Annotated in this window: 19 protein-coding genes; 1 reads left to right on the top strand and 18 read right to left on the bottom strand. The window is 40.8% G+C overall.

What is annotated here, in order from left to right; genetic code table 11:
- Positions 1-40: 40 nt before the first annotated feature.
- The 18 genes from wzzB to galU form a co-directional block, all read right to left on the bottom strand.
- Positions 41-1033, bottom strand: coding sequence for an LPS O-antigen chain length determinant protein WzzB (gene wzzB / locus ED901_RS04075; RefSeq protein ID WP_122094956.1), 993 nt, complete (start codon positions 1031-1033; stop codon positions 41-43).
- Between the two features lie 194 nt (positions 1034-1227).
- Positions 1228-2637 (bottom strand): NADP-dependent phosphogluconate dehydrogenase, encoded by a 1410-nt coding sequence (gene gndA / locus ED901_RS04070; RefSeq protein ID WP_122094954.1) that lies wholly within the window; start codon positions 2635-2637, stop codon positions 1228-1230.
- 146 nt (positions 2638-2783) lie between these two features.
- Complete coding sequence (gene cpsG, locus ED901_RS04065; RefSeq protein ID WP_122094952.1) at positions 2784-4154, bottom strand: phosphomannomutase CpsG; 1371 nt, start codon at positions 4152-4154, stop codon at positions 2784-2786.
- 4 nt (positions 4155-4158) lie between these two features.
- Entirely contained in the window at positions 4159-4902 is a 744-nt protein-coding gene (locus ED901_RS04060; protein WP_122094950.1) for a glycosyltransferase family 2 protein, read from the bottom strand.
- Positions 4903-4904: 2 nt separating this feature from the next.
- Positions 4905-6320, bottom strand: coding sequence for a mannose-1-phosphate guanylyltransferase/mannose-6-phosphate isomerase (locus ED901_RS04055; RefSeq protein ID WP_122094948.1), 1416 nt, complete (start codon positions 6318-6320; stop codon positions 4905-4907).
- 7 nt (positions 6321-6327) lie between these two features.
- Positions 6328-6786, bottom strand: a complete 459-nt coding sequence (locus ED901_RS04050; RefSeq protein WP_122094946.1) for a GDP-mannose mannosyl hydrolase — start codon at positions 6784-6786, stop codon at positions 6328-6330.
- A 4-nt stretch (positions 6787-6790) separates the two neighbouring features.
- Positions 6791-7753, bottom strand: a complete 963-nt coding sequence (locus ED901_RS04045) for a GDP-L-fucose synthase (RefSeq protein ID WP_122094944.1) — start codon at positions 7751-7753, stop codon at positions 6791-6793.
- Positions 7754-7755: 2 nt separating this feature from the next.
- A complete protein-coding gene (gene gmd / locus ED901_RS04040) occupies positions 7756-8862 on the bottom strand; it encodes a GDP-mannose 4,6-dehydratase (protein ID WP_122094942.1) in 1107 nt (368 codons plus the stop codon).
- Entirely contained in the window at positions 8859-9905 is a 1047-nt protein-coding gene (locus ED901_RS04035; protein ID WP_122094940.1) for a glycosyltransferase family 1 protein, read from the bottom strand. Before ED901_RS04035 ends, gmd begins: the two co-directional genes overlap by 4 nt.
- Positions 9906-9935: 30 nt before the next feature.
- Positions 9936-11117 carry an EpsG family protein gene (locus ED901_RS04030; RefSeq protein ID WP_122094939.1) on the bottom strand — a complete coding sequence of 394 codons (1182 nt, stop codon included), beginning with the start codon at positions 11115-11117 and terminating at the stop codon, positions 9936-9938.
- Positions 11114-12025, bottom strand: a complete 912-nt coding sequence (locus tag ED901_RS04025) for a glycosyltransferase family 2 protein (RefSeq protein ID WP_122094937.1) — start codon at positions 12023-12025, stop codon at positions 11114-11116. Before ED901_RS04025 ends, ED901_RS04030 begins: the two co-directional genes overlap by 4 nt.
- A complete protein-coding gene (locus tag ED901_RS04020) occupies positions 12012-13262 on the bottom strand; it encodes a flippase (protein WP_122094935.1) in 1251 nt (416 codons plus the stop codon). Before ED901_RS04020 ends, ED901_RS04025 begins: the two co-directional genes overlap by 14 nt.
- Before the next feature lie 7 nt (positions 13263-13269).
- A complete protein-coding gene (rfbC, locus tag ED901_RS04015; protein ID WP_122094933.1) occupies positions 13270-13830 on the bottom strand; it encodes a dTDP-4-dehydrorhamnose 3,5-epimerase in 561 nt (186 codons plus the stop codon).
- Positions 13831-13833: 3 nt separating this feature from the next.
- The gene (gene rfbA / locus ED901_RS04010; protein ID WP_122094931.1) at positions 13834-14712 is read right to left on the bottom strand and encodes a glucose-1-phosphate thymidylyltransferase RfbA; all 879 of its coding nucleotides are present in this window, start codon (positions 14710-14712) and stop codon (positions 13834-13836) included.
- 48 nt (positions 14713-14760) lie between these two features.
- Complete coding sequence (gene rfbD / locus ED901_RS04005; protein ID WP_122094929.1) at positions 14761-15660, bottom strand: dTDP-4-dehydrorhamnose reductase; 900 nt, start codon at positions 15658-15660, stop codon at positions 14761-14763.
- Positions 15660-16745 (bottom strand): dTDP-glucose 4,6-dehydratase, encoded by a 1086-nt coding sequence (gene rfbB / locus ED901_RS04000; protein WP_122094927.1) that lies wholly within the window; start codon positions 16743-16745, stop codon positions 15660-15662. The genes rfbD and rfbB overlap by 1 nt, the downstream gene beginning before the upstream one ends.
- Before the next feature lie 54 nt (positions 16746-16799).
- Complete coding sequence (gene wecA / locus ED901_RS03995; RefSeq protein ID WP_122094925.1) at positions 16800-17840, bottom strand: UDP-N-acetylglucosamine--undecaprenyl-phosphate N-acetylglucosaminephosphotransferase; 1041 nt, start codon at positions 17838-17840, stop codon at positions 16800-16802.
- Between the two features lie 891 nt (positions 17841-18731).
- Positions 18732-19619: a UTP--glucose-1-phosphate uridylyltransferase GalU gene (gene galU, locus ED901_RS03990; protein ID WP_056769545.1), complete on the bottom strand. Its 888-nt coding sequence runs from the start codon at positions 19617-19619 to the stop codon at positions 18732-18734.
- 462 nt (positions 19620-20081) lie between these two features.
- Between galU and ED901_RS03985 the strand changes: the two genes are divergently transcribed.
- Positions 20082-21671, top strand: a complete 1590-nt coding sequence (locus ED901_RS03985; RefSeq protein ID WP_122094923.1) for a TerC family protein — start codon at positions 20082-20084, stop codon at positions 21669-21671.
- Positions 21672-21691 lie beyond the last annotated feature (20 nt).

Here is a 21691-nt window from a genome sequence, read left to right as displayed (position 1 = left end):
TTTGCAGATGCATTGGCGGCTTTTTTTGTATGGCAATCTATCAGTTACGGGGGTTGTAACTCTTCACCATGTTTCGCCCCAGGACAATCACAGAACCCAGAATAATACCCAGAACGGCACCAAGCAGTAAAATTAACACTTTCTTAGGGCTGTCTCTATGTATTGGCAGATCAGGTTTCATAACGTAGCGAAGCGAATAAGTTGAATCAGGTTTAGATTTTAATGCAGCGATAGCTAACAACGTTTGACGAGCCTGAAAATAAGAAGCATCTAATGGCAATGGCCGTGTGGCTTCATTTTTAATGGTGGCAGACAGTGCATCGCTACCAAGAACAAAAAGAGTGTCTTCGGAGAGTGTTTCAGCCTGCTGAACCAGAGTATCTTTAATATTGGCCTGTTGGGCAACCAGCAATGCCTGATTCAACATTTTCAAACGAAGATCTTTCTTCTCCTGAGCGACCTTTTCCTGAGTTGCTAAATCCTCTTTGAGGTCTTCAACTTTAGAATTGATGCTAATTTGCAAGTCATTATCAAGTTCAGTAACTACCCGCTTGTTAATCTGCTGTATGTAAGTCGTGAGGGTTTTTTGTGCCTCCCCTGCAGTTTTAGCGGTATAACTGATTTTGAGAGGGACAGGTTGATCTTTAACGGCCGGAGTTATAATAAGCTTTTCCGGATCCGCCTGATTATCAAGCTGTTCAGATAAAGCAGAAATTGAAGCATTGAACCGGCTGAAAAAACGTTGTTGAACATCAACTACTGTTGGAGCATTTGAAGGATTCTGGCTGTACAACACACTCATCGCATTGTTGTAGTTAGCTATTTGACCAGAATCTGGATAAGTTATAATTGCATCTGAAGTCCATTTTTGTTTGGCTACCAGCACATAAACTGTCGCTAAAATAATTGCAAGTACCATAACAGAGATTATGACAACTTTCCCACGCCACAACTGCATGAGAACATCGATCAGGTCAATCTCTTCATTTTGCTTCGAAGACAGGTTATTTGTCATTTTATTATCTTGATTCATGATTACCCTACAGAAAACAGTCACATTTGGTCAGTGATATGTGTCCATCGATTATAGACAGATTTATTTCGAAATTTTCCATTAAAAGTAATAATTTTCTTAAGAATCCCCCGAAAAATAACTTAGGGTATTTATAGAAGGATATGCAAAAAAAACGCCCCTGATCTGGGGCGTAGTAGATTAAACAGCTTATATTAATCCAACCATTCCGTATGGAATACGCCGTCTTTATCAGTACGTTTGTAAGTATGTGCACCGAAGTAATCGCGTTGTGCCTGAATCAGGTTAGCTGGCAGAACCGCTGAACGGTAGCTGTCGTAGTAATTGATCGCAGCAGAGAACGTTGGCGTTGGAATGCCGTTCTGAACAGCATAAGACACCACATCACGCAGCGCTTGCTGGTATTCATCAGCGATATTTTTGAAGTACGGAGCGAGCAGCAGGTTAGCAATGGAAGCATTCTCAGCATACGCATCTGTAATTTTTTGCAGGAACTGGGCACGGATAATGCAACCGGCACGGAAGATCTTGGCGATTTCGCCGTAGTTCAGATCCCAGTTGTTTTCCTCAGAAGAGGCTTTCAACTGTGAGAAGCCCTGAGCGTAGGAAACAATTTTGCCCAGATACAGCGCGCGACGCACTTTCTCGATGAACTCAGCTTTGTCACCCTCGAAAGGTTTAACCGCCGGGCCAGACAATACTTTTGACGCAGCTACACGCTGATCTTTCAATGAAGACAGGTAACGGGCAAAGACTGATTCAGTGATCAGGGTCAGTGGCTCGCCGAGATCCAGAGAGCTCTGGCTGGTCCATTTACCGGTGCCTTTGTTGGCCGCTTCATCAAGAATAACGTCAACCAGGTATTTACCTTCTTCATCTTTCTTAGTGAAGATATCTTTGGTGATGTCGATAAGGTAGCTGTTAAGCTCACCTTTATTCCAGTCAGCAAAAGTAGCAGCAAGTTCTTCATTGTTCAGGTTGAGAGACTGTTTCAGCAGAGAATAAGCTTCAGCAATCAGCTGCATGTCACCGTATTCAATCCCGTTGTGAACCATCTTGACGTAGTGGCCTGCACCATCTGCGCCAATGTAAGCGACACAAGCATCACCATCATCAGCACGTGCTGCGATTTTCTCGAGGATTGGAGCAACCAGTGCATACGCTTCTTTCTGACCACCAGGCATGATAGATGGGCCTTTCAGTGCGCCCTCTTCTCCGCCGGAAACGCCAGTACCGATAAAGTTGAAGCCCTGCTCGGACAGTTCACGGTTACGACGAATGGTGTCTTTATAGTAAGTGTTGCCGCCATCGATGAGGATGTCGCCTTTATCCAAATGCGGAGTCAGGGATGCGATGGTTTTGTCAGTTGCTTCACCGGCTTTCACCATCAGCAAGATACGACGTGGTTTTTCCAGCGAGTCAACAAACTCTTCGACGGTGTAGTGCGGGACCAGATTTTTACCCGGGTTTTCAGCGATGACTTCATCAGTCTTGTCGCCGGAACGGTTAAAAATGGAAACGGAATAACCACGGCTTTCGATGTTAAGCGCGAGGTTACGGCCCATGACCGCCATACCGACAACGCCGATCTGTTGTTTGGACATTACAAACTCCTGTCTTTAGGATGGGTGCTACGACTACGATGCCGTACTGAATGCATTTCTGATGTTAACTCAGGAGATGTGAAGTGGATAGAGTTAGATGCCGCATTGCATTCAGTTGGTGGACTATCATTCAGAAAGGTGAAACCTTATGAAGAAAGAAGTTTCATAATTTCTGCAGTCTTTTGCTTCATCAGCAACTCATCACCGCGGGATTCAACATTTAACCGCACAACAGGCTCAGTATTAGAACTTCTAAGATTAAATCGCCAATTCTCAAAGCTCATACTTATTCCATCAGTATGATCAATCTCCTGAGCCAAAGGAGCAAAATGTTGATAAACATGGTCTATAGAAACTTTAGGATTAGCTAATTTACTGTTTATTTCCCCACTCGCTGGCCATGCAGCCACTCTATCTTCAACCAGTTGACTAAGTGTCTGACCCTTTAAACATAAAAGCTCAGCCACTAACAGCCAAGGGATCATTCCACTATCACAATATGCAAAATCGCGGAAGTAATGGTGAGCACTCATTTCACCACCATAAATAGCATCTTCTTCGCGCATACGTTCTTTGATGAAAGCATGCCCCGTCTTCGACATAATCGGCGTACCACCGCCTTTAGTCACAATATCGATAGTATTCCATGATAGTCGAGGATCGTGAATGATCTTCGAACCTGGATTTTTTTCTAGAAATGCGGCTGCGAGTAATCCGACAATATAATACCCTTCGATAAACTGTCCTTTTTCATCGAACAAGAAACACCTATCAAAATCTCCATCAAAAGCAATACCCATATCGGCACCATGCTTGACTACAGCATTACTGGTATCAGAACGGCACTCGGGCAATAATGGATTTGGGATACCATTAGGGAAAGTTCCATCAGGTTTATGATGAACTTTGACTAATGTCAGTGGAATATTTAGCTTTTTGAAACGCTTCTCGATTGCATCAATAATTGGCCCTGCAGCACCGTTGCCAGAGTTAATAACAAACTTTTTCGGAGTAATATTATCAACATTTACATAAGAAAACAGGTGATCGATATATTGGTCGACTACAGATATTTTCTCGTAACGTCCCCTATTGGAATCATCTACTGAAGAGAAATTGTTTTCCTCTGCTAAACGTTGAATATCTCGAAGTCCTGAGTCACCGCTGATTGGTCGTGAATCGCGGCGAACCAATTTCATGCCGTTATAATCCATTGGGTTATGACTGGCGGTAACTTCTATGCCGCCATCAACGTTGAGATGAGAAGTAGCAAAGTAAATCTCTTCTGTTCCGGATAAACCAATGTCCAGAACATCTACTCCTGCATCCTGTAAACCTCGCGCTAGTGCCAACTTCAAAGATTCACTGCTAAGGCGCACATCACCACCCAAAACAATTGTTTTGGGTTTCAAATATTCACCAAAAGCACGGCCAATTCTCCATGCTATATCTTCATTGAGCTCTTCACCCAAACGGCCACGGATATCGTAGGCCTTAAAACATGTTAGAGGGGGCATAATATCACTTTATAAATTGAGGTAATTTAGATAAGTTTTTAAACAAAAGTGCAATTGGCCAAAAAAGGCCATTCATTTTGATTACGTTTACGTCTTCTCTAGACTTTTGAATTATGTTTTTCAATGAACGATTGCTTATACCGCCAACGCGCATTTTAGTGAGCACCCTTGGCAAATATACAGCTTTTGCTTTGTGAACCCATAGATATCTAAGCAGGGAATCGTAATCAGCAGAAATTTTATAGTTTAAATTAAAAACACCCCATTCAATATAACGAGAGCGCTTCATATAGAAACTGGGGTGAGGTGGCATCCACCCATATTTCAGTTTATTGACGTTATAATCCCCACTTTTCCATTTTCTGACCACATGATTTGTATTGTCCTGCGAAACATATTCCAAATCTGCATAGACAGCATCGAAGTTACCTTCTGAAAATTTTGAAACAATATCAGTTATAGCATCAGGATAAGCTAGAATATCATCAGAATGTAAGAATCCTATTACATCACCAGTAGCAGCAGATATTCCCTTATTCAGAGCGTCATAAATGCCTTTATCGGGTTCACATATAACAGTTGACACACGAGTTGAGTACTCATTTATGATCTCAAGTGTATTATCTTTCGAATCCCCATCAACAATAATATACTCGATGTTATTATAAGTCTGACTTTCAAGTGATAAAATTGTATCTTGTATTGTTTTCGAACTATTAAAGGTCGCCGTAATAATAGTAACTTTCATGGTCAATATCCCACACCTCGATCATCGACACGAACAACATCATCTTCAGATAAGTAGGTCCCTGTCCTGACTTCAATAATTTCAAGGGGAATCTTACCTGGATTTTCAATTGAATGGGCGATTCCGATCGGTATATATGTAGACTCGTTTTCAGTCACTAAATATGTTTCATTACCTCTTCGAACTTTGGCTGTTCCGCTAACAACTATCCAATGTTCGGCGCGGTGGTGATGTATTTGTGTTGCGGTACGTTGTTCTGGATTAACAGTAACTTTTTTTACGTGAAATCTGGCACCCTCGGAAACTGCATCATGCGATCCCCATGGTCGGTAAACCTCACGATGCTGGAGATACTCTGTGCGATTGAGTGCTTTTAATTTATTAACAATTTCCTTTACATCTTGTACATGGCTTTTATTCGCAACCAGAAGAGCATCTTTAGTTTCAACTATGACTAAATTATCTACGCCGACAGTCGCCACTAATTTATTTTGCGAGTAAATATAGCTGTCATGCGTGTTAAACGTAATCACATCGCCACGTACTGCATTATTTGAATCATCTTTGGCATTCACGTCCCAAAGAGCAGACCAAGAACCCACATCGCTCCACTCTGCATCCATCGGCACTAGTACAGCGTCTTCTGTCTGCTCCATTACCGCGTAATCGACAGACTCCTCAGGACAGAGAAGGAATTCATCATCGTCTAGTCTGATAAAATCTAAATCAGTATGTTGCCCCGATAATGCCTTTAAGCAAGCGTTGTAAATTTCAGGGCGAAACTTTTTGATTTCAGATAAATATTTTGATGTTTTAAAAAGGAACATGCCACTGTTCCAATAATATTTTCCTGTGGATAAATATTCACACGCTTTATCCATATCTGGTTTTTCAACAAAAGCATCAACCTCATAGGCAGAATTACCCACTGGTTCGCCTTGCTTAATATAACCGTAACCCGTTTCAGGATATGATGGCACAATTCCAAAAGTAACTAGCTTTCCATTTTCAGCATGTGGCAAAGCAACTTCAACTGCCCTTAAAAAAGCATCCTCATCTTTAATGACATGGTCTGCTGCTAAGATAAGCAGAAGAGGATCATTTTGATTCTGTTGTGCCTGTAGTGCGGCAAGTGTAATTGCGGGAGCGGTATTACGACCAACAGGCTCTAAAAATATGCCACCGTATGATATATTTTTTGAACGAAGCTGTTCAGCAACTATAAAGCGGTGCTCTTCATTACAGATGAAATAGGCGGGTAGATGTGACACATTTTCCAATCTCGAAATAGTATTTTGCAACATAGTGCTTTCCGAGGTTAAAGCAAGAAATTGTTTGGGATAAAGTGCACGTGACAAAGGCCACAAACGACTACCAGCACCACCAGCCATAATTATTGGCAGCAATTTAGATGACATATCATTATTACCTATTCTGAAAATAGTTTTTTGTATACAAATGAACATCATCAGATTTCATGAGTTCATTTATGTCAAACCATTTATAACTATTATGTTGTTCTAAAGGCAAGCGTTCTAAATTAACATCTTCATTTACATCATATGCGAGCACAACATAATGAGTGGAAATCTTGTCACTAGCATAGCTATCTTCATAATGATGCTGATATACACCTCGGAGAGCAGCACCATTAAATTCAAGAGGTGTTTTTAACTCATCGAATGTCAACCGAAGAAATGCATCTTCAATTTTTTCATTTTTACGGATACGACCACCAGGGACAAACCAAAAATTCTTTGCTGGTTTATTAAGCCGTTTCCCCAAAAGAAACTCGCCGGAGCTATTTTGTATAATGAAGTCAATGGAAACGAGAGGTGTATTTTGAATAACTCTCAGAAAATCATCATCACTTAACAGATTCATAATACTATTTTCTTATCAGTTGCTGATTTTCCAAAAACCAGGCGTAGGTTTTTTCCAACCCTGTTTTCAAAGCGGTTGTGTAGGTCCAACCCATGTCGGCCAAGCGCTCGACATTCATCAATTTACGTGGTGTACCATCAGGTTTGGAGCTATCAAAGGATACTTTTCCTTTGAAATTAACAACATCTGCAATGGTCAAGGCCAGCTCTTTAATAGAGCAATCTTTTCCGGTTCCTACGTTAATATGGGATAACATTTCATGAGTATTTTCATTATAGGTAGACTGGGACAAATTCATTACAAAAATGCTGGCGTCAGCCATATCATCTACATACAAAAATTCTCTCATTGGCTGTCCGCTCCCCCAGACAACAACTTCTTCATCACCATTAAGCATTGCCTCATGAAAGCGACGTAACAAAGCAGGAACGACGTGCGAGTTTTCAGAGTGAAAATTATCATTCTCCCCATACAAATTTGTAGGCATTACACTGCGGTAGTCTCTGCCATATTGCCTGCTGTATGACTCACACATTTTTATTCCGGCTATCTTTGCTATTGCATAGGGCTCGTTCGTCGGTTCAAGGACACCAGTAAGTAAAGCGTTCTCTGCCATTGGTTGATCAGCATTTTTAGGATAAATGCAACTTGACCCCAAAAATAATAATTTCTGAACTCCTGACAAGTGAGCAGCATTTATAACGTTGCATTCGATCATCATATTTTCATATATGAATTCAGCGGGAAAAGCATTGTTAGCATGTATCCCACCCACTTTGGCGGCTGCCAAATAGACCTCATCTATATTCTCAGTTGAAAAGAATTCACTTACATCTTTTTGTGAAAGAAGATCAAGTTCCTGATGAGTACGGGTAATTAATTCGACATTTGAGATGGATGACAACTTTTTATAGATAGCCGAACCTACCATGCCACGATGACCTGCAATAAATATTCTTTTTTTCATCTTTAACTTTCCACAGAAATTGAAACGTCATAACCATTTGCTTTCAGTAACGCATGCTGTTTTGCCTTGCTGAGATCATGTCTTATCATTTCTGTACACATCTCCTCAACAGTAATAAGAGGTTCCCATCCTAATACATTCTTAGCTTTACTCGGGTCACCTAATAAGGTTTCAACTTCTGCAGGACGGAAATATCGAGGATTAACAGAAACAATAGTATCCCCAATTTTAACACCCGGTGCATCTTCTCCAACAACCGAAACTACTGTCGCAATTTCATCAATCCCGGTGCCACTAAATTGCAACTCGATGCCGAGCTGAGCAGCTGACATACGGACAAATTCTCGGACAGAGATTTGTTTGCCTGTTGCGATTACAAAATCATCGGCTTCATTTTGCTGCAGCATCATCCACTGCATACGGACATAGTCTTTTGCATGCCCCCAATCCCTCAAAGAATCCATATTGCCTAATTGGAGAGTAGTTTCTAAACCTTGAGCAATATTAGAAAGCGTACGGGTGATCTTGCGGGTGACAAATGTTTCTCCACGACGCGGAGACTCATGATTAAAGAGTATGCCATTGCAGGCATACATCCCATAAGATTCACGATAATTCACAGTGATCCAATAAGCATACATTTTAGCGACAGCATAGGGTGAGCGTGGATGGAAAGGGGTTGTCTCTTTTTGAGGAATTTCTTGCACCAAACCATATAACTCCGAAGTGGAAGCCTGGTAGAAGCGAGTTTTATTTTCCAATTTGCAAATACGGATCGCCTCTAAAAGTCTCAAAGTGCCAATCGCGTCGACGTCTGCGGTATATTCTGGGGACTCAAATGAGACGGCAACGTGGGACATAGCCCCCAGATTGTAAACTTCATCAGGTTCAATTTCTTGCATTAAACGGATCAAGTTAGATGAGTCTGTGAGGTCACCATAATGCAGATGAACATTTTTACTATTGCTCAGCGCGCTATCAATACGTTCTGTGTTAAAAGACGAAGTCCTGCGAATGATACCATGAACCTCATAGCCCTTTTCTAATAAGAGTTCAGCTAAATAAGAACCGTCTTGACCAGTAATACCTGTGATTAATGCTTTTTTCATTTTGGATCTCTTATTTCATTATAGAAATTTAAAGTTTGCTCTGCCATTTTCGACCATGAATATTTTTGAGAATGCTCAAATCCGGTAGCGATCAAATTACTGCGATAAACATCATCTTTTAGTACCACCAATGCATCACTAATCTTATCACTTGTAATATCGTCTATTAAAATTGCAGCGCCTGAAGCTATCTCACTTACTGAAGAACTATTACTACCGATGACCGGACAACCAGATTTCATAGCCTCAATAACTGGAATACCAAATCCTTCATACAATGACGGATAGATTAAACAATAGGCTTGTGAATATAAATCATTAAGAAGGACTTCTGTTACATAACCGGCATGTCGATATCTTCCAGGAACATTTTCTTCCAAAAAATTAATCTCGTCATTAGTAAACTGCCCGCCACCTACAACAACAAGATTTAGGTCAGAATGAGTCGACAATGACTGGACACAGGCGCTAAAGTTTTTATATCCATTTCGTGCACCGACGAAAAGCACATATTTCTCTGAAGATTTTTTGTTTGCTGCAGGCTTAAAATCACCCACACCATTATATATTACTTTAATTGGTATATTGGCTGCTTCTGGAATGAATTTTAATAAATCTTTTTTTGTACATTCTGAAATGCAAATAATACCATCGCTCCCTAAGATAGCTCTCTTCTTTTGCCAATGATGTACATAACTTTTAGCGCCACGAGAAAAAATCTCTTCAGTGAAGTCATGAACTGTTGTGATTACAGTTAACTCGCTCCTGATTTTTTTATTCGGCAAGCGATAATAACTTGAATGGAAAATAGAACTTCCTTTTTCGAAAAAACCCAGATCAACATCAAGAAACCGTTCAATGTTCATATTTAATCGAGTCTTAGTATTTACAGGCAACCCTTTAACATAAGGATTATTATTATCGTAAACAATCAAACTATAGGAAATATCGTTTTTTTTGATTTCTTTTATCAACTCATCGAAATAAACAGAAATCCCACCCGACTGTTGCAGGGAGAAAATAATACCGTCAATTATAATCACAAGCTCTCCAAGTAATTAGCCAGATAATCTTTAAATTGAACAAAGAAAAGTTAGCCCCATTTTATGCAGTACTTGACATTTTTGCTCTGCACGGGCGTAAAGACCACGGTCATCTAAATAGTTAATTTGCTGAAATATTGTTGTTTGATTTAAAATCCCGTATCTTGAATGGTCGTAAAGCAAAGGGCGTGCAATTTGAGATATTAAGAATAAGTACAACCATATTCTAATAAGTGGTATTTTTGCCCTATAATTTATCTTTTCAATAAATATTGAGTTAGAAATATTTGCACTCAACAAAATAACTAAAAATGGTACACCATACCAACCAATACGAGTCATTACTGGCATCATCTTTCCAATAATGATGCTAAAGCTAAAATACAAAACCACGCCAGGTATTATTATATTTAGAGAGGATTTTTGGAAATCATTATGCTTGTTAATATTGAGATAGGTTTTTATGACTATAAATAATAACAAAAAGTCAAAAATGGTACCAATACCCGCCGAAAATTGTGGTTGGTATGCTTCAGAACTCAGATAGTAACTAAGTTTTTGCTGTGCAATACTACCAGGCTGCAAAAGCATATACACCATATTTAAAGTTACAACAGGCATTACCAAAAATATAATTGATACAATTAACACACCGAATGAACTCAGCTTAGATAATCTTACTGAAATCATTGGAATTAGAAAAATCAAACCAATTAAAGCAGTAGTGTGAAATGTTGTTGCCAATATGATTAATAATGCGTACTTGTACTTTTCTTTACTAAATAAGTAAGGAATGGCAATTAATAATAATGAAATAGCTATCGATTGTCGTATAGCCTCAATATAAATAACCCAACTAAAAAAACTCATTAACGCGAAATATATAAATGCTGGATTTTCGAATTTCTTTGAGAATCGATTGATTGCATAAACATTAAAGGCAACAATTAGCGCGTTATACCCAAGAAAACCAAGCCCACCAAATGCTGAAACAAATATATTAAAACCGAACTCGAAAGTCGGTGTATTTACAGTACAAATACTATTTTCAATACAGTCATAATTCAGAAAATATCCTATCCAATCACCTCCAGCTGGGTAGGTACATGCAAATGTTATAAAGGTGATGATTAAAGATAATATTCTTCCTTGTCTCTGAAAACCATAAGCCGCTATGAATAACAACAAAGTAAAATAGATAAAATAGATCATCGTTTTACCATGAAAATAATGAAAATTAAGATTGAATAAGCTTTTTTACTTTGAAAAAAAATCGCTGGAAATATTTCTTTAAAAGCAAAACCAACGCTTTCTTTACCTTTGATATCTACTCCCTGGAGAATATCATTCGATGGTATATTTTTTGCTTCGTCAAGTAGAGTGTTTATACTTCCACGATACTTTATCATCTTAACAACATTCTTATTTAATGATAAAAGTTTTTTAATAAAGCCTTTATTTCCACCACCAACAACGTTGTTGCTATGTTGTCTATACCGAATAGTTCTAACGTCGAGGTATTCGAGACCGTTTTCAGTGGCGGCGTTTAGTGCCAACCAATTATCATGCATTGTTATTCCTGCAGGTATTGGCAGACATTTATCTAACAATCTTCTATTAAGTATAGTAGTACAACCATAAACGCTACATTTCCACAATAGTTGCACAGGGTTTAAATTCTTCAGAGGATCGATATAATTACTTTTATAAAAGCTCTCAGATATCATGACTAACTTGTCGTCTACAATTTCTAAGTCACTAAAAACCATCAGTGGTTTATCAAACGTATCTCTTGCAGAGATATAAGAAAACAGTTTCTCAACTCGATCATGATTCCAATAGTCATCTTGGTCTGCTAAAAGGACATAGTTTGCACGAGTCGCACTGAGTGCACAGTTGAAATTGTTAACAACCCCTCCCTGCCTTTCAGTATTAATCAGCTTTATTCGCGGATCTATTTTTTCGTATTTGTTAATAATGTCGAGTGTTTTGTCAGTTGATGCATCATCACTTATGTAGAGAGTCCATGAAGAGTATGTTTGATTAATAATAGAAAGTATTTGCTCTTCAATATAAGACTCTCCATTATAGGTTGCCATAGCTATATCAACGTGAGACATATTTCTTCCTAGACAAAATATATAATGCAAAAAAATCCAAACTAACTCTTAAGGTCCAGGCAATTGCTGTCCCAATAAGCGAAAAATGGTTCGTAAGATAATACAACGCTATTAAATATGGGACCAACTCACACATGTGAAGGGTAGCAGTAATTTTGGCGTACCCTGCTGCCTGAATTTTTGAAAATGGTATTTGCGCTAATGCGTTGAATATAAAGCCGATTAAAAGAATTCTTAATATAGTAGCAGGTTCACCCGCATAAGCACTCCCCATCCAAACAGTCATAATAGTATTTGCGAAGACAAAACCTACAATGACTATAGGTAAACACGCCCCGAGCATAAGATAAAAGCTCAGCTTCTCAAGTTTGTTTTTATCAGACGCCAGACTATTACTGCTCAACTTAGGAAACAATGCTCTCGACAAGGCCGCAGGTATGTTTAGGAGTCTTGCCACAGCCTCAGATGGTGCCGTATAAAATGCAACTTTATTCGCACCTAAAACGTGAGAAATTACAAAGCGATCGAAATAGACCATAATAGGACTAATAATATTACTGATAGTAATCCAACCACCAAACATAATTAGACGTCGCAATGTTTTATAATTGAAACGTATACCTGCACTGACAATGAATTTTTGTGCGAAAAAGAAGCTAATTGTTAGTGAGGCAATTCTACCGATTACCAAACCTAAAATTGCTGAATATAATGTATGATTATAGTATGCAAATATTGCAGGGAGTATTGCAAGGGCTGAGCTGGTTATAGTTCTCTGAATGTTTATATTAGCAAAGCGTTCCATCCCTTCCAGGGAGGCAAGCCAAATCTGATTTACCAAAAATACAGGCACTGCTATTGATAGTAATTTAAAAGATTTTTCAAAATTGCTAGTGAGATCATTCGAAACGTTTAGAAAACCGGCTATTTCACCTACTGATAAAAATATTAATATTGCAGCAAATAGCCCAAGAATTGCTACGGTAATAGTTGCTGTCGATATTATATTTTTTCTTTCTTGCAAATCCTCTCTAAATATTGAGATTTCTCTAATCACTGCTCTTGTGAGGCCAGCATCGAAAATGCTTGCATATCCCACTACAGCAAACGCAAGGGTAAATAAACCAAAACTCTCTGTTCCCAGCGTTCGAGCCAATATACCTAGACTAGGAATTGCTACTAATGTAGGGATAACAAAACCAGCTAGATTGTATATACTATGTTTTATTAGGCTCATATCTGCCTTAAGAATTTACATTTTTTGTATTTATATCTGCAAATTTATTACCTAAGAGATCTTTTGAAGATAGCTCAGGTTTTGAATTTTCAATTGGCCATTCAATTGCTAGGGTTGAGTCATCCCAAGCGATGCATGATTCATCTTTTGGAGAATAGTAATCCGTCGTTTTATATAAAAATTCTGTATTATCTTTAAGTGCATAAAAACCATGTGCAAAACCTTCAGGTATCCAAAGCTGACGTTTATTTTCAGCGGATAAGTAAACACCTACCCACTTCCCAAATGTCGGAGATGATTCCCTGATATCAACGGCAACGTCATATACCTCACCTTGCGCGCACCGAACAAGTTTACCTTGTGCATGCGGTGTACGCTGGTAATGCAATCCTCTAAGCACACCCTTTGAAGATTTGGAATGGTTATCTTGGACAAAATTCACTTTACCACCAACGGCTTCTTCAAATATCTTCTGGTTAAAACTTTCAAAGAAGAACCCACGGTCATCACCAAATACTTTTGGCTCGAAAATTAATACATCTGGAATTTCAGTTTTTATAACATTCATAAATCAATGACCTTTGACCATTTTCAGCAAATATTGACCATAGTTATTTTTTGATAGTGGTTCGGCTAATACCCTAACCTGTTCAGCTGTTATGAAACCTTTGCGGAAAGCGATTTCTTCGGGGCAAGCAACTTTCAGTCCTTGGCGCATTTCAATTGTTTGAATAAAGTTACTTGCCTCAATGAGGCTCTGATGTGTACCTGTATCCAACCATGCATAGCCCCTGCCCATCATTGCAACCTGAAGTCGGCCTTCTTCCATATAGATACGATTGATATCGGTAATTTCATACTCACCACGCTTAGACGGTTTTAATCCTTTTGCCATTTTAACAACGCTATTGTCATAAAAATATAAACCCGTAACTGCATAATTACTTTTAGGCTCTACAGGTTTCTCTTCTAAAGAGATGGCTACTCCTGCTTTATCAAACTCAACAACACCGTAGCGCTCAGGATCATGAACATGGTATGCAAATACCGTGGCACCAGACTTTTTAGCCACCGCTGTTTCTAGTTGTTTTTGAAGATCATTTCCGTAGAAAATATTGTCACCAAGTACCAGGGCACAATCATCGTCACCAATAAACTCTTCACCAATTACAAAAGCCTGAGCCAGACCATCCGGGGTTTCTTGAACTTTATATTGCAGGTTCAACCCCCACTGGCTACCGTCTCCCAGCAATTGTTCAAAACGCGGTGTATCTTGCGGGGTACTAATAATCAATATATCCCGAATGCCCGCCAGCATGAGTGTGCTGATCGGGTAATAAATCATAGGCTTGTCATAAATAGGTAAGAGTTGTTTACTCACTGCCATTGTTACAGGATATAAACGTGTACCAGATCCGCCTGCGAGAATAATTCCTTTACGAGTGGTCATATTAAGCTCTCAATTTTTTAATCTGCCCCTTGAGACAGTACAATCATTTTATAGGCCTGAAGGTGTGAATAACTCTGCAAGCATGCGTTTAACGCCGATATCCCAGGATGGCAAGGTTAAATTAAAGGTGTCCTGGAATTTACGGTTATCGAGCCTGGAGTTATTTGGGCGACGTGCGGGTGTTGGATACGCGCTTGTCGCAACAGGTAGCGTTTGCTTTAAGGCCAGTTTAAAGTCGTTATTCTGAGCTTCAGCAAAAACCAAATTTGCGTAGTCAAACCAGGTTGTTGAACCCGAAGCTACAAGATGGTAAAGACCCGCGACTTCAGGCTTACTAAGCGCTGCTCTGATTGCATGAGCAGTACAATCGGCAAGCAGTTCTGCACCTGTAGGCGCGCCAAACTGATCATTGATGATTGACAGTTCTTCTCTGTCTTTAGCAAGTCGAAGCATAGTCTTAGCAAAGTTGTTGCCTTTACCGGCATACACCCAACTTGTACGAAAAATCAGATGTTTCGGGCAATACTTCTGAACGGCCACTTCTCCGGCAAGTTTAGTCTCACCGTAAGTATTTAACGGCCCGGTTGTATCATCCTCAGACCATGGAGTTACACCATCACCAGGGAAAACGTAATCTGTGGAATAATGGACTAACCAAGCGCCGATGGCAGCCGCCTCTTTTGCAATAGCTTCAACACTTGTTGCATTTAATAGCTGTGCGAAATCCCGTTCTGATTCCGCTTTATCAACAGCTGTATGGGCAGCTGCGTTGACTATCACATCAGGTTTAATTCGGCGAACTGTTTCTGCAACGCCTTCAGGATTACTGAAATCTCCGCAATATTCTTGCGTATGTACGTCAAGCGCAATAACCTTTCCCAGCGGTGCGAGTGCTCGCTGTAATTCCCAACCTACCTGACCCGTTTTACCGAACAGAAGAATATTCATTATTTGCGCTCTCCATAATTCTGCTCAACCCAGGACTTGTAGGCCCCGCTTTTTACGTTGTTCACCCACAACTGATTATCTAAGTACCACTGAACAGTTTTGCGGATACCGCTTTCAAAGGTTTCGACCGGTTTCCAGCCAAGTGCATGATTAATTTTCTCTGCATCAATCGCATAACGACGGTCATGACCCGGGCGGTCAGTCACATACGTGATCTGTTCGCGATAGGATTTTTCTTTAGGAACCAGTTCATCCAGCAGATCACAAATAGTCAGAACCACATCGAAGTTTTTCTTCTCATTATGTCCTCCGATATTGTATGTCTCGCCAACTTCGCCGTTAGTGACCACGGTATAAAGCGCGCGAGCATGATCCTCTACATATAACCAGTCGCGAATCTGATCGCCCTTACCGTAAATCGGCAAACTCTTTCCTTCTAATGCATTTAAAATCACTAAAGGAATGAGTTTCTCCGGGAAATGATACGGCCCGTAATTGTTAGAACAGTTGGTGACAATACAAGGGAGGCCATACGTGCGCTGCCAGGCGCGAACCAGATGATCGCTTGATGCCTTCGATGCTGAATAAGGGCTGCTCGGTGCGTAAGGCGTTTTTTCAGTAAACAGAGGAAGTTTTTCCTCAGCATTCCACTCATCCGGATGAGGCAAGTCTCCATAAACTTCATCGGTGGAGATATGATGAAAACGAAATGCCTCTTTTTTATTGCCCGTCAGTTGTGACCAATAAGCACGCGTCGCTTCAAGTAAGGTATAAGTCCCTACAATATTGGTTTCAATAAATTCAGCCGGCCCCGTAATTGAGCGGTCAACATGACTTTCGGCAGCCAGATGCATGACGGCATCAGGTTGGTGCACCGCAAAAATCTGATCAATTGCCTCTTTATTGCAGATATCAGCCTGGACGAAAGCATAACGGTCATTTTGAGCGATCATGGAAACAGACTCAAGATTACCTGCGTAGGTCAGCTTATCGACATTAATCACGCTATCTTGAGTATTATTTATAATATGGCGAACTACCGCAGATCCTATGAACCCAGCACCACCTGTCACTAATATCTTCATTTAACTTTCTCTTTTTATCCATCTTAAATCTGAATTTTAAGTTTTAAAATATCGCTATGATCTATTATTTTCTTTAAGCGACCCTATCTTAGCCAGCTTATTTATAAACAACACAAAAGCGCCAAAACAAGCAATAAACAAAATGAGAACACCAAGCTGGTTATAATTCATCATATCAGCGTAGATGCCTACTGCAGAGAATGATATTGCTATGGCCAATACAACACCTAACGCAGTTGAATGCGTAAAACCATATTTCAATAATATGTGGTGTAAATGCTCACGATCGGGTTTGAAGGGACTGTCACCTCGTCTGACCCTTGAAATCATAACGCGAATCATGTCCATCAAAGGAACAGCGATAATCCATAATGCTGTAACCGGATGCAATATGGCAGTTGTACCCTGTGTCGCAAGAATAATTAACCAGATTACGGTAAATCCAATTAATGTACTCCCGGCGTCTCCCATGAACACTTTAAATTTACGTCCCCACGGGATGCCAAGATTGAGAAGAATATAGGGGAAACAGGCTATGGTTAAACAAATACACCACTGTGCGAGTTCATATTTTCCATGTAAAGTGAAGGCGATACCTAGGGAGGCGAAGCTTACGCATGATAATGCCCCCAAAAGTCCATCAATACCGTCCACCATATTGAATGCATTTATTGCACACATAACAGCAAAAATAGTAATCAGATATCCTAGTATGCCCAATCCAACAGCATAACCCAGGAATATATCGCCTAAAGAAGAAAGATGTAACCCACTGAACATCATAACAATAGCCACAAAAGCCTGGAGCAAAATTCGCGGCGTAACTGGCAAATCAAACCTGTCGTCTAATACACCAACAAATAACAGAAGACTCACACAGATAATGTAGTATTCAAAATTTGGAAACCAATTTGGTTGTAAAATAAACAACACCCAAATTGATATATATATTGAAACTCCGCCCACAAGAGGAATATGCCCGTTATGATGTTTCCTTGCATTAGGTTTATCTACTAATCCTACGCGCCGGGCAATCTTACGGGCAATAAATAATGAAGCTAACGCACTAAAAAATATTATAATATATTCTTGCATGACCGCACCATGTTCAATAGATTAATGTTTTATACACCCTAAATATTATTAATATATGATAAATACTTATGAAACTTCATGAACGTAGTTTTTTAGCCATTTAATAAATTTTGCTTCCGGTAAACTGACGACCTGAACAACCCTATCTGTCTTGGTGATGGAGACAAAAACGAAGTAAATTTGTACTGCGGGCAAACAGTGTACAGTAAAAATCCACGCTACCGCCCCTGGCTCTGAAGCTACCAATGTGCTTATCTTGATAAAAAACTAAATATCAAACACTTATAAGAGTAACATCTTCCACTCTTACTAACCAGGGAACCTCCCCTGACTGACTTAATCGGTAATTTTTATCCTAAACGTATGCGATAGCAAGACCTAATCATCTTAAAAGACATCGCGATAATCTTCAGAACACATTGATTTCGTTTAAAAACGTAACAGGTTAACGCTGAACTCAAATCGGTTAATAACAGTCACTCTACTTTTCCATCGTTAATTCAGTAATATATAATCTACAGAGTTGCCATAATATGATTTTCAGCCACGGTTTAATGTTGATTTATGTTTGTGCACATAGCCTAGCTCAATACTCTGATTAACGCAGCCTAAACACACGTATTTTGTGAATAAATGCCTGTTTAAACAACAACATTGTACAGATAACGTACTGTAGGTAATCGATGCATAAATGCTTCGGTCATGATTACTTTATAATAGGATTTCGATTAATAAATAAGTGACTGCTTGTCTATTTTTCAGGCATAAAGACGTAAATCACTCTTTCATAGAAGTCTTTTTAGCTGTGCGGTCATGTTCAAAAGCAGGATCTCTTCGCTCATAAAAAAGCACCATAAAAATGGTGCTTTCAGAACCACAAAAGTCAGTAGATTACTCGCCAGCAAACTCTTTAAGCCAGGCTTTGAAAGCGTCACCTTGTGAGTTATGGCGCACGCCGTACTCCACAAAGGCTTTCATGTAACCCAGCTTATCGCCACAGTCATGTGAACGACCGGTCATAGTGAAAGCTTCAACGGTTTTTTTCTTCATTAACAGTGCAATTGCATCTGTCAGCTGAATTTCGTTGCCTGCACCGTAAGGTGTGATCGCCAGCAGCGGCCAGATATCTTCAGAGAAAACATAACGTCCTACGACAGCCAGGTTGGATGGCGCATCTTTACGCTCTGGCTTTTCAACGATTGCCGTCATTGGTGTGCTTTTACCTGGCTCACCCTCAACGCCGTTACAATCGACAACGCCATATTTAGAGACGTCTTCTTCCGGCACTTCTTCAACCATAACCTGACTGTTACCGGTTTCTTTAAAACGGGTCAGCATGGCGGCAAGGTTATCTTTGCGCAGATCGCTGGTGGAATCGTCCATCAGAACGTCTGGCAGGATAACTGCGAAAGGTGAATTACCAATCAATGGCTTGGCGCACAGAACAGCATGACCCAGACCTTTGGATTGCCCCTGACGCACGTTCATGATGGTCACACCTTTAGGACAGATGGACTGCACCTCTTCCAGCAACTGACGCTTGACGCGTGTTTCCAGCATGCTTTCCAGTTCGAATGAGGTATCGAAGTGGTTTTCGATCGCATTTTTGGAGGAATGCGTAACCAAAATAATTTCTTTGATGCCCGCTGCAGCACATTCATTAACGATGTACTGGATTAAAGGCTTATCGACGATAGGCAGCATTTCTTTTGGAATGGCTTTCGTCGCTGGCAACATGCGTGTGCCCAGACCGGCAACAGGGATAACAGCTTTTAACATTGTAAAGGATACTCCTTGAAACCTATTGTGTGTAAATTCAGTCAGTTAGCACCAAAGTAAGTCAGGTAGTTCACCAGGCTGAAAATGTAAATGCAAACTTATTACCCAGCACGATATTTTCTTCCGTGAGTATAGACCCTGTGATGTCATTTAGGGGACCATACTGCTCACCCGGAACATCAAATACATATTCTGTATATGTGATTACGATACCAGTAAGCAGCACCAAACGGTAAGCCTAAGACGCAAAATTAGGAATGTTGAACCTGTTCGGCGGTTTTATCATCACAATTTGCTGCATTCCAAATCATTTGGTTTAACCACTCTAACTTAGCGGTCCCTGATGTGCCAATCCTCCCATCAGGCAGGGTACCCCACTGTTTTAGATTTGAATTTTCCTCCTCTGGCGCCCATTATTCAACGTGCGGCAACCGCCGTGTGACTAAAGGTGAAAAAAGTAATATGGAATGGATCGCCGATCCGTCGATTTGGGCCGGGCTGGCTACCCTGGTAGTACTCGAAATTGTTCTGGGCATAGACAATCTCATTTTTATCGCCATTCTTGCGGAAAAACTTCCTCGTCAGCAACGCGACAAGGCGCGTGTCACCGGGCTTTTACTGGCATTAGTGATGCGGTTACTGTTGCTGGCCTCGATCTCCTGGCTGTCTACACTCACCCGCCCTCTTCTGACGGTGCTGGGCCATGCATTCAGTGCCAGAGACATGATCATGCTCACCGGCGGTGTGTTCCTGCTGTTCAAAGCCACGATGGAGTTAAATGAGCGGCTTGAAGGGAAAGACGAAGAGCAAACTCAGCAACATACTGGGGCAAAATTTTGGCCCGTTGTCGCGCAAATTGTTGTGCTCGATGCCGTCTTCTCGCTGGACTCGGTCATCACGGCCGTCGGGATGGTCGATCACCTCGCCGTGATGATGGTTGCGGTATGTATCGCCATGGGTCTGATGTTGCTGGCAAGCCGTCCGCTGACGCGCTTTGTTAATGCGCATCCGACTATTGTGATTTTGTGCCTTAGCTTCCTGCTGATGATCGGGTTCAGTCTGGTTGCGGAAGGCTTCGGCTATGCGATCCCTAAGGGCTATCTTTACGCTGCAATTGGTTTTTCGGTAATTATTGAAGGCCTGAACCAGCTGGCACAGTTTAACCGTCGACGTTTTTTGTCCTCTCGCCGTTCATTGCGTGAACGCACTGCCGAGACGGTTCTGCGTGTTCTGCGCGGTAAGCATGAAGAAGCGGAACTGGATGCACATTCCTCGGGCATGATTGCCGACAGCACAAATGAAGAGGATGCGATTTTCAATCAGCAGGAACGTCACATGATTGAACGCGTTCTGGGCCTCGGACAACGCACCGTCAGCAGCGTGATGACCTCACGCCATGATGTTGACAACCTGGAGCTTAACGACCCGGTTGACGTGTTAACGCAGCAAATTGCCAACAATCAGCACACGCGTATTCTGGTGACAGAAGACAGCTCAACAGATGAACCGCTGGGCGTGGTTCACGTGGTTGATCTGCTGAAACAGCAATTGTTACAAAATGAACTCGACCTTAAAGCGCTGATTCGTCAACCGCTGATTTTCCCCGAACAACTTTCTTTGCTGATGGCACTCGAGCAGTTCCGTCAGGCCAAAACGCACTTTGCTTTCGTGGTCGATGAATTCGGTTCCGTTGAAGGCATTGTGACGCTGACGGATGTGATGGAAACCATCGCCGGGAACCTGCCGGAGTCGGATGAAACCCCTGACGCACGTCATGACATTCAGCAACTGGAAGACGGCACCTGGATTGCCAACGGCTATATGCCGCTTGAAGATTTGGTGATGTATATCGCCCTGCCGGTTGACGAGAAACGTGAATACCATACGCTGGCGGGGCTGCTGATGGAGCATACGCAAAGCATCCCGCAGGTGGGCGCACAGATCACAATCTATGATTATTTGTTCGAACCACTGGAAGTCAGCAGTCACCGGATCCTGAAAGTGAAAATCACATCACTGAAGCCGCAAAACGACAACGACTACGAAGTTTAATCATTGTTGTAAAAAAAACG

It is taken from the genome of Rahnella sp. Larv3_ips, from assembly GCF_003697865.1.
GTDB classification, from domain to species: Bacteria; Pseudomonadota; Gammaproteobacteria; order Enterobacterales; family Enterobacteriaceae; genus Rahnella; species Rahnella rivi.
Note: the sequence above shows the minus strand (reverse complement) of the source record. Positions and strands in the feature narration are given on the sequence as shown.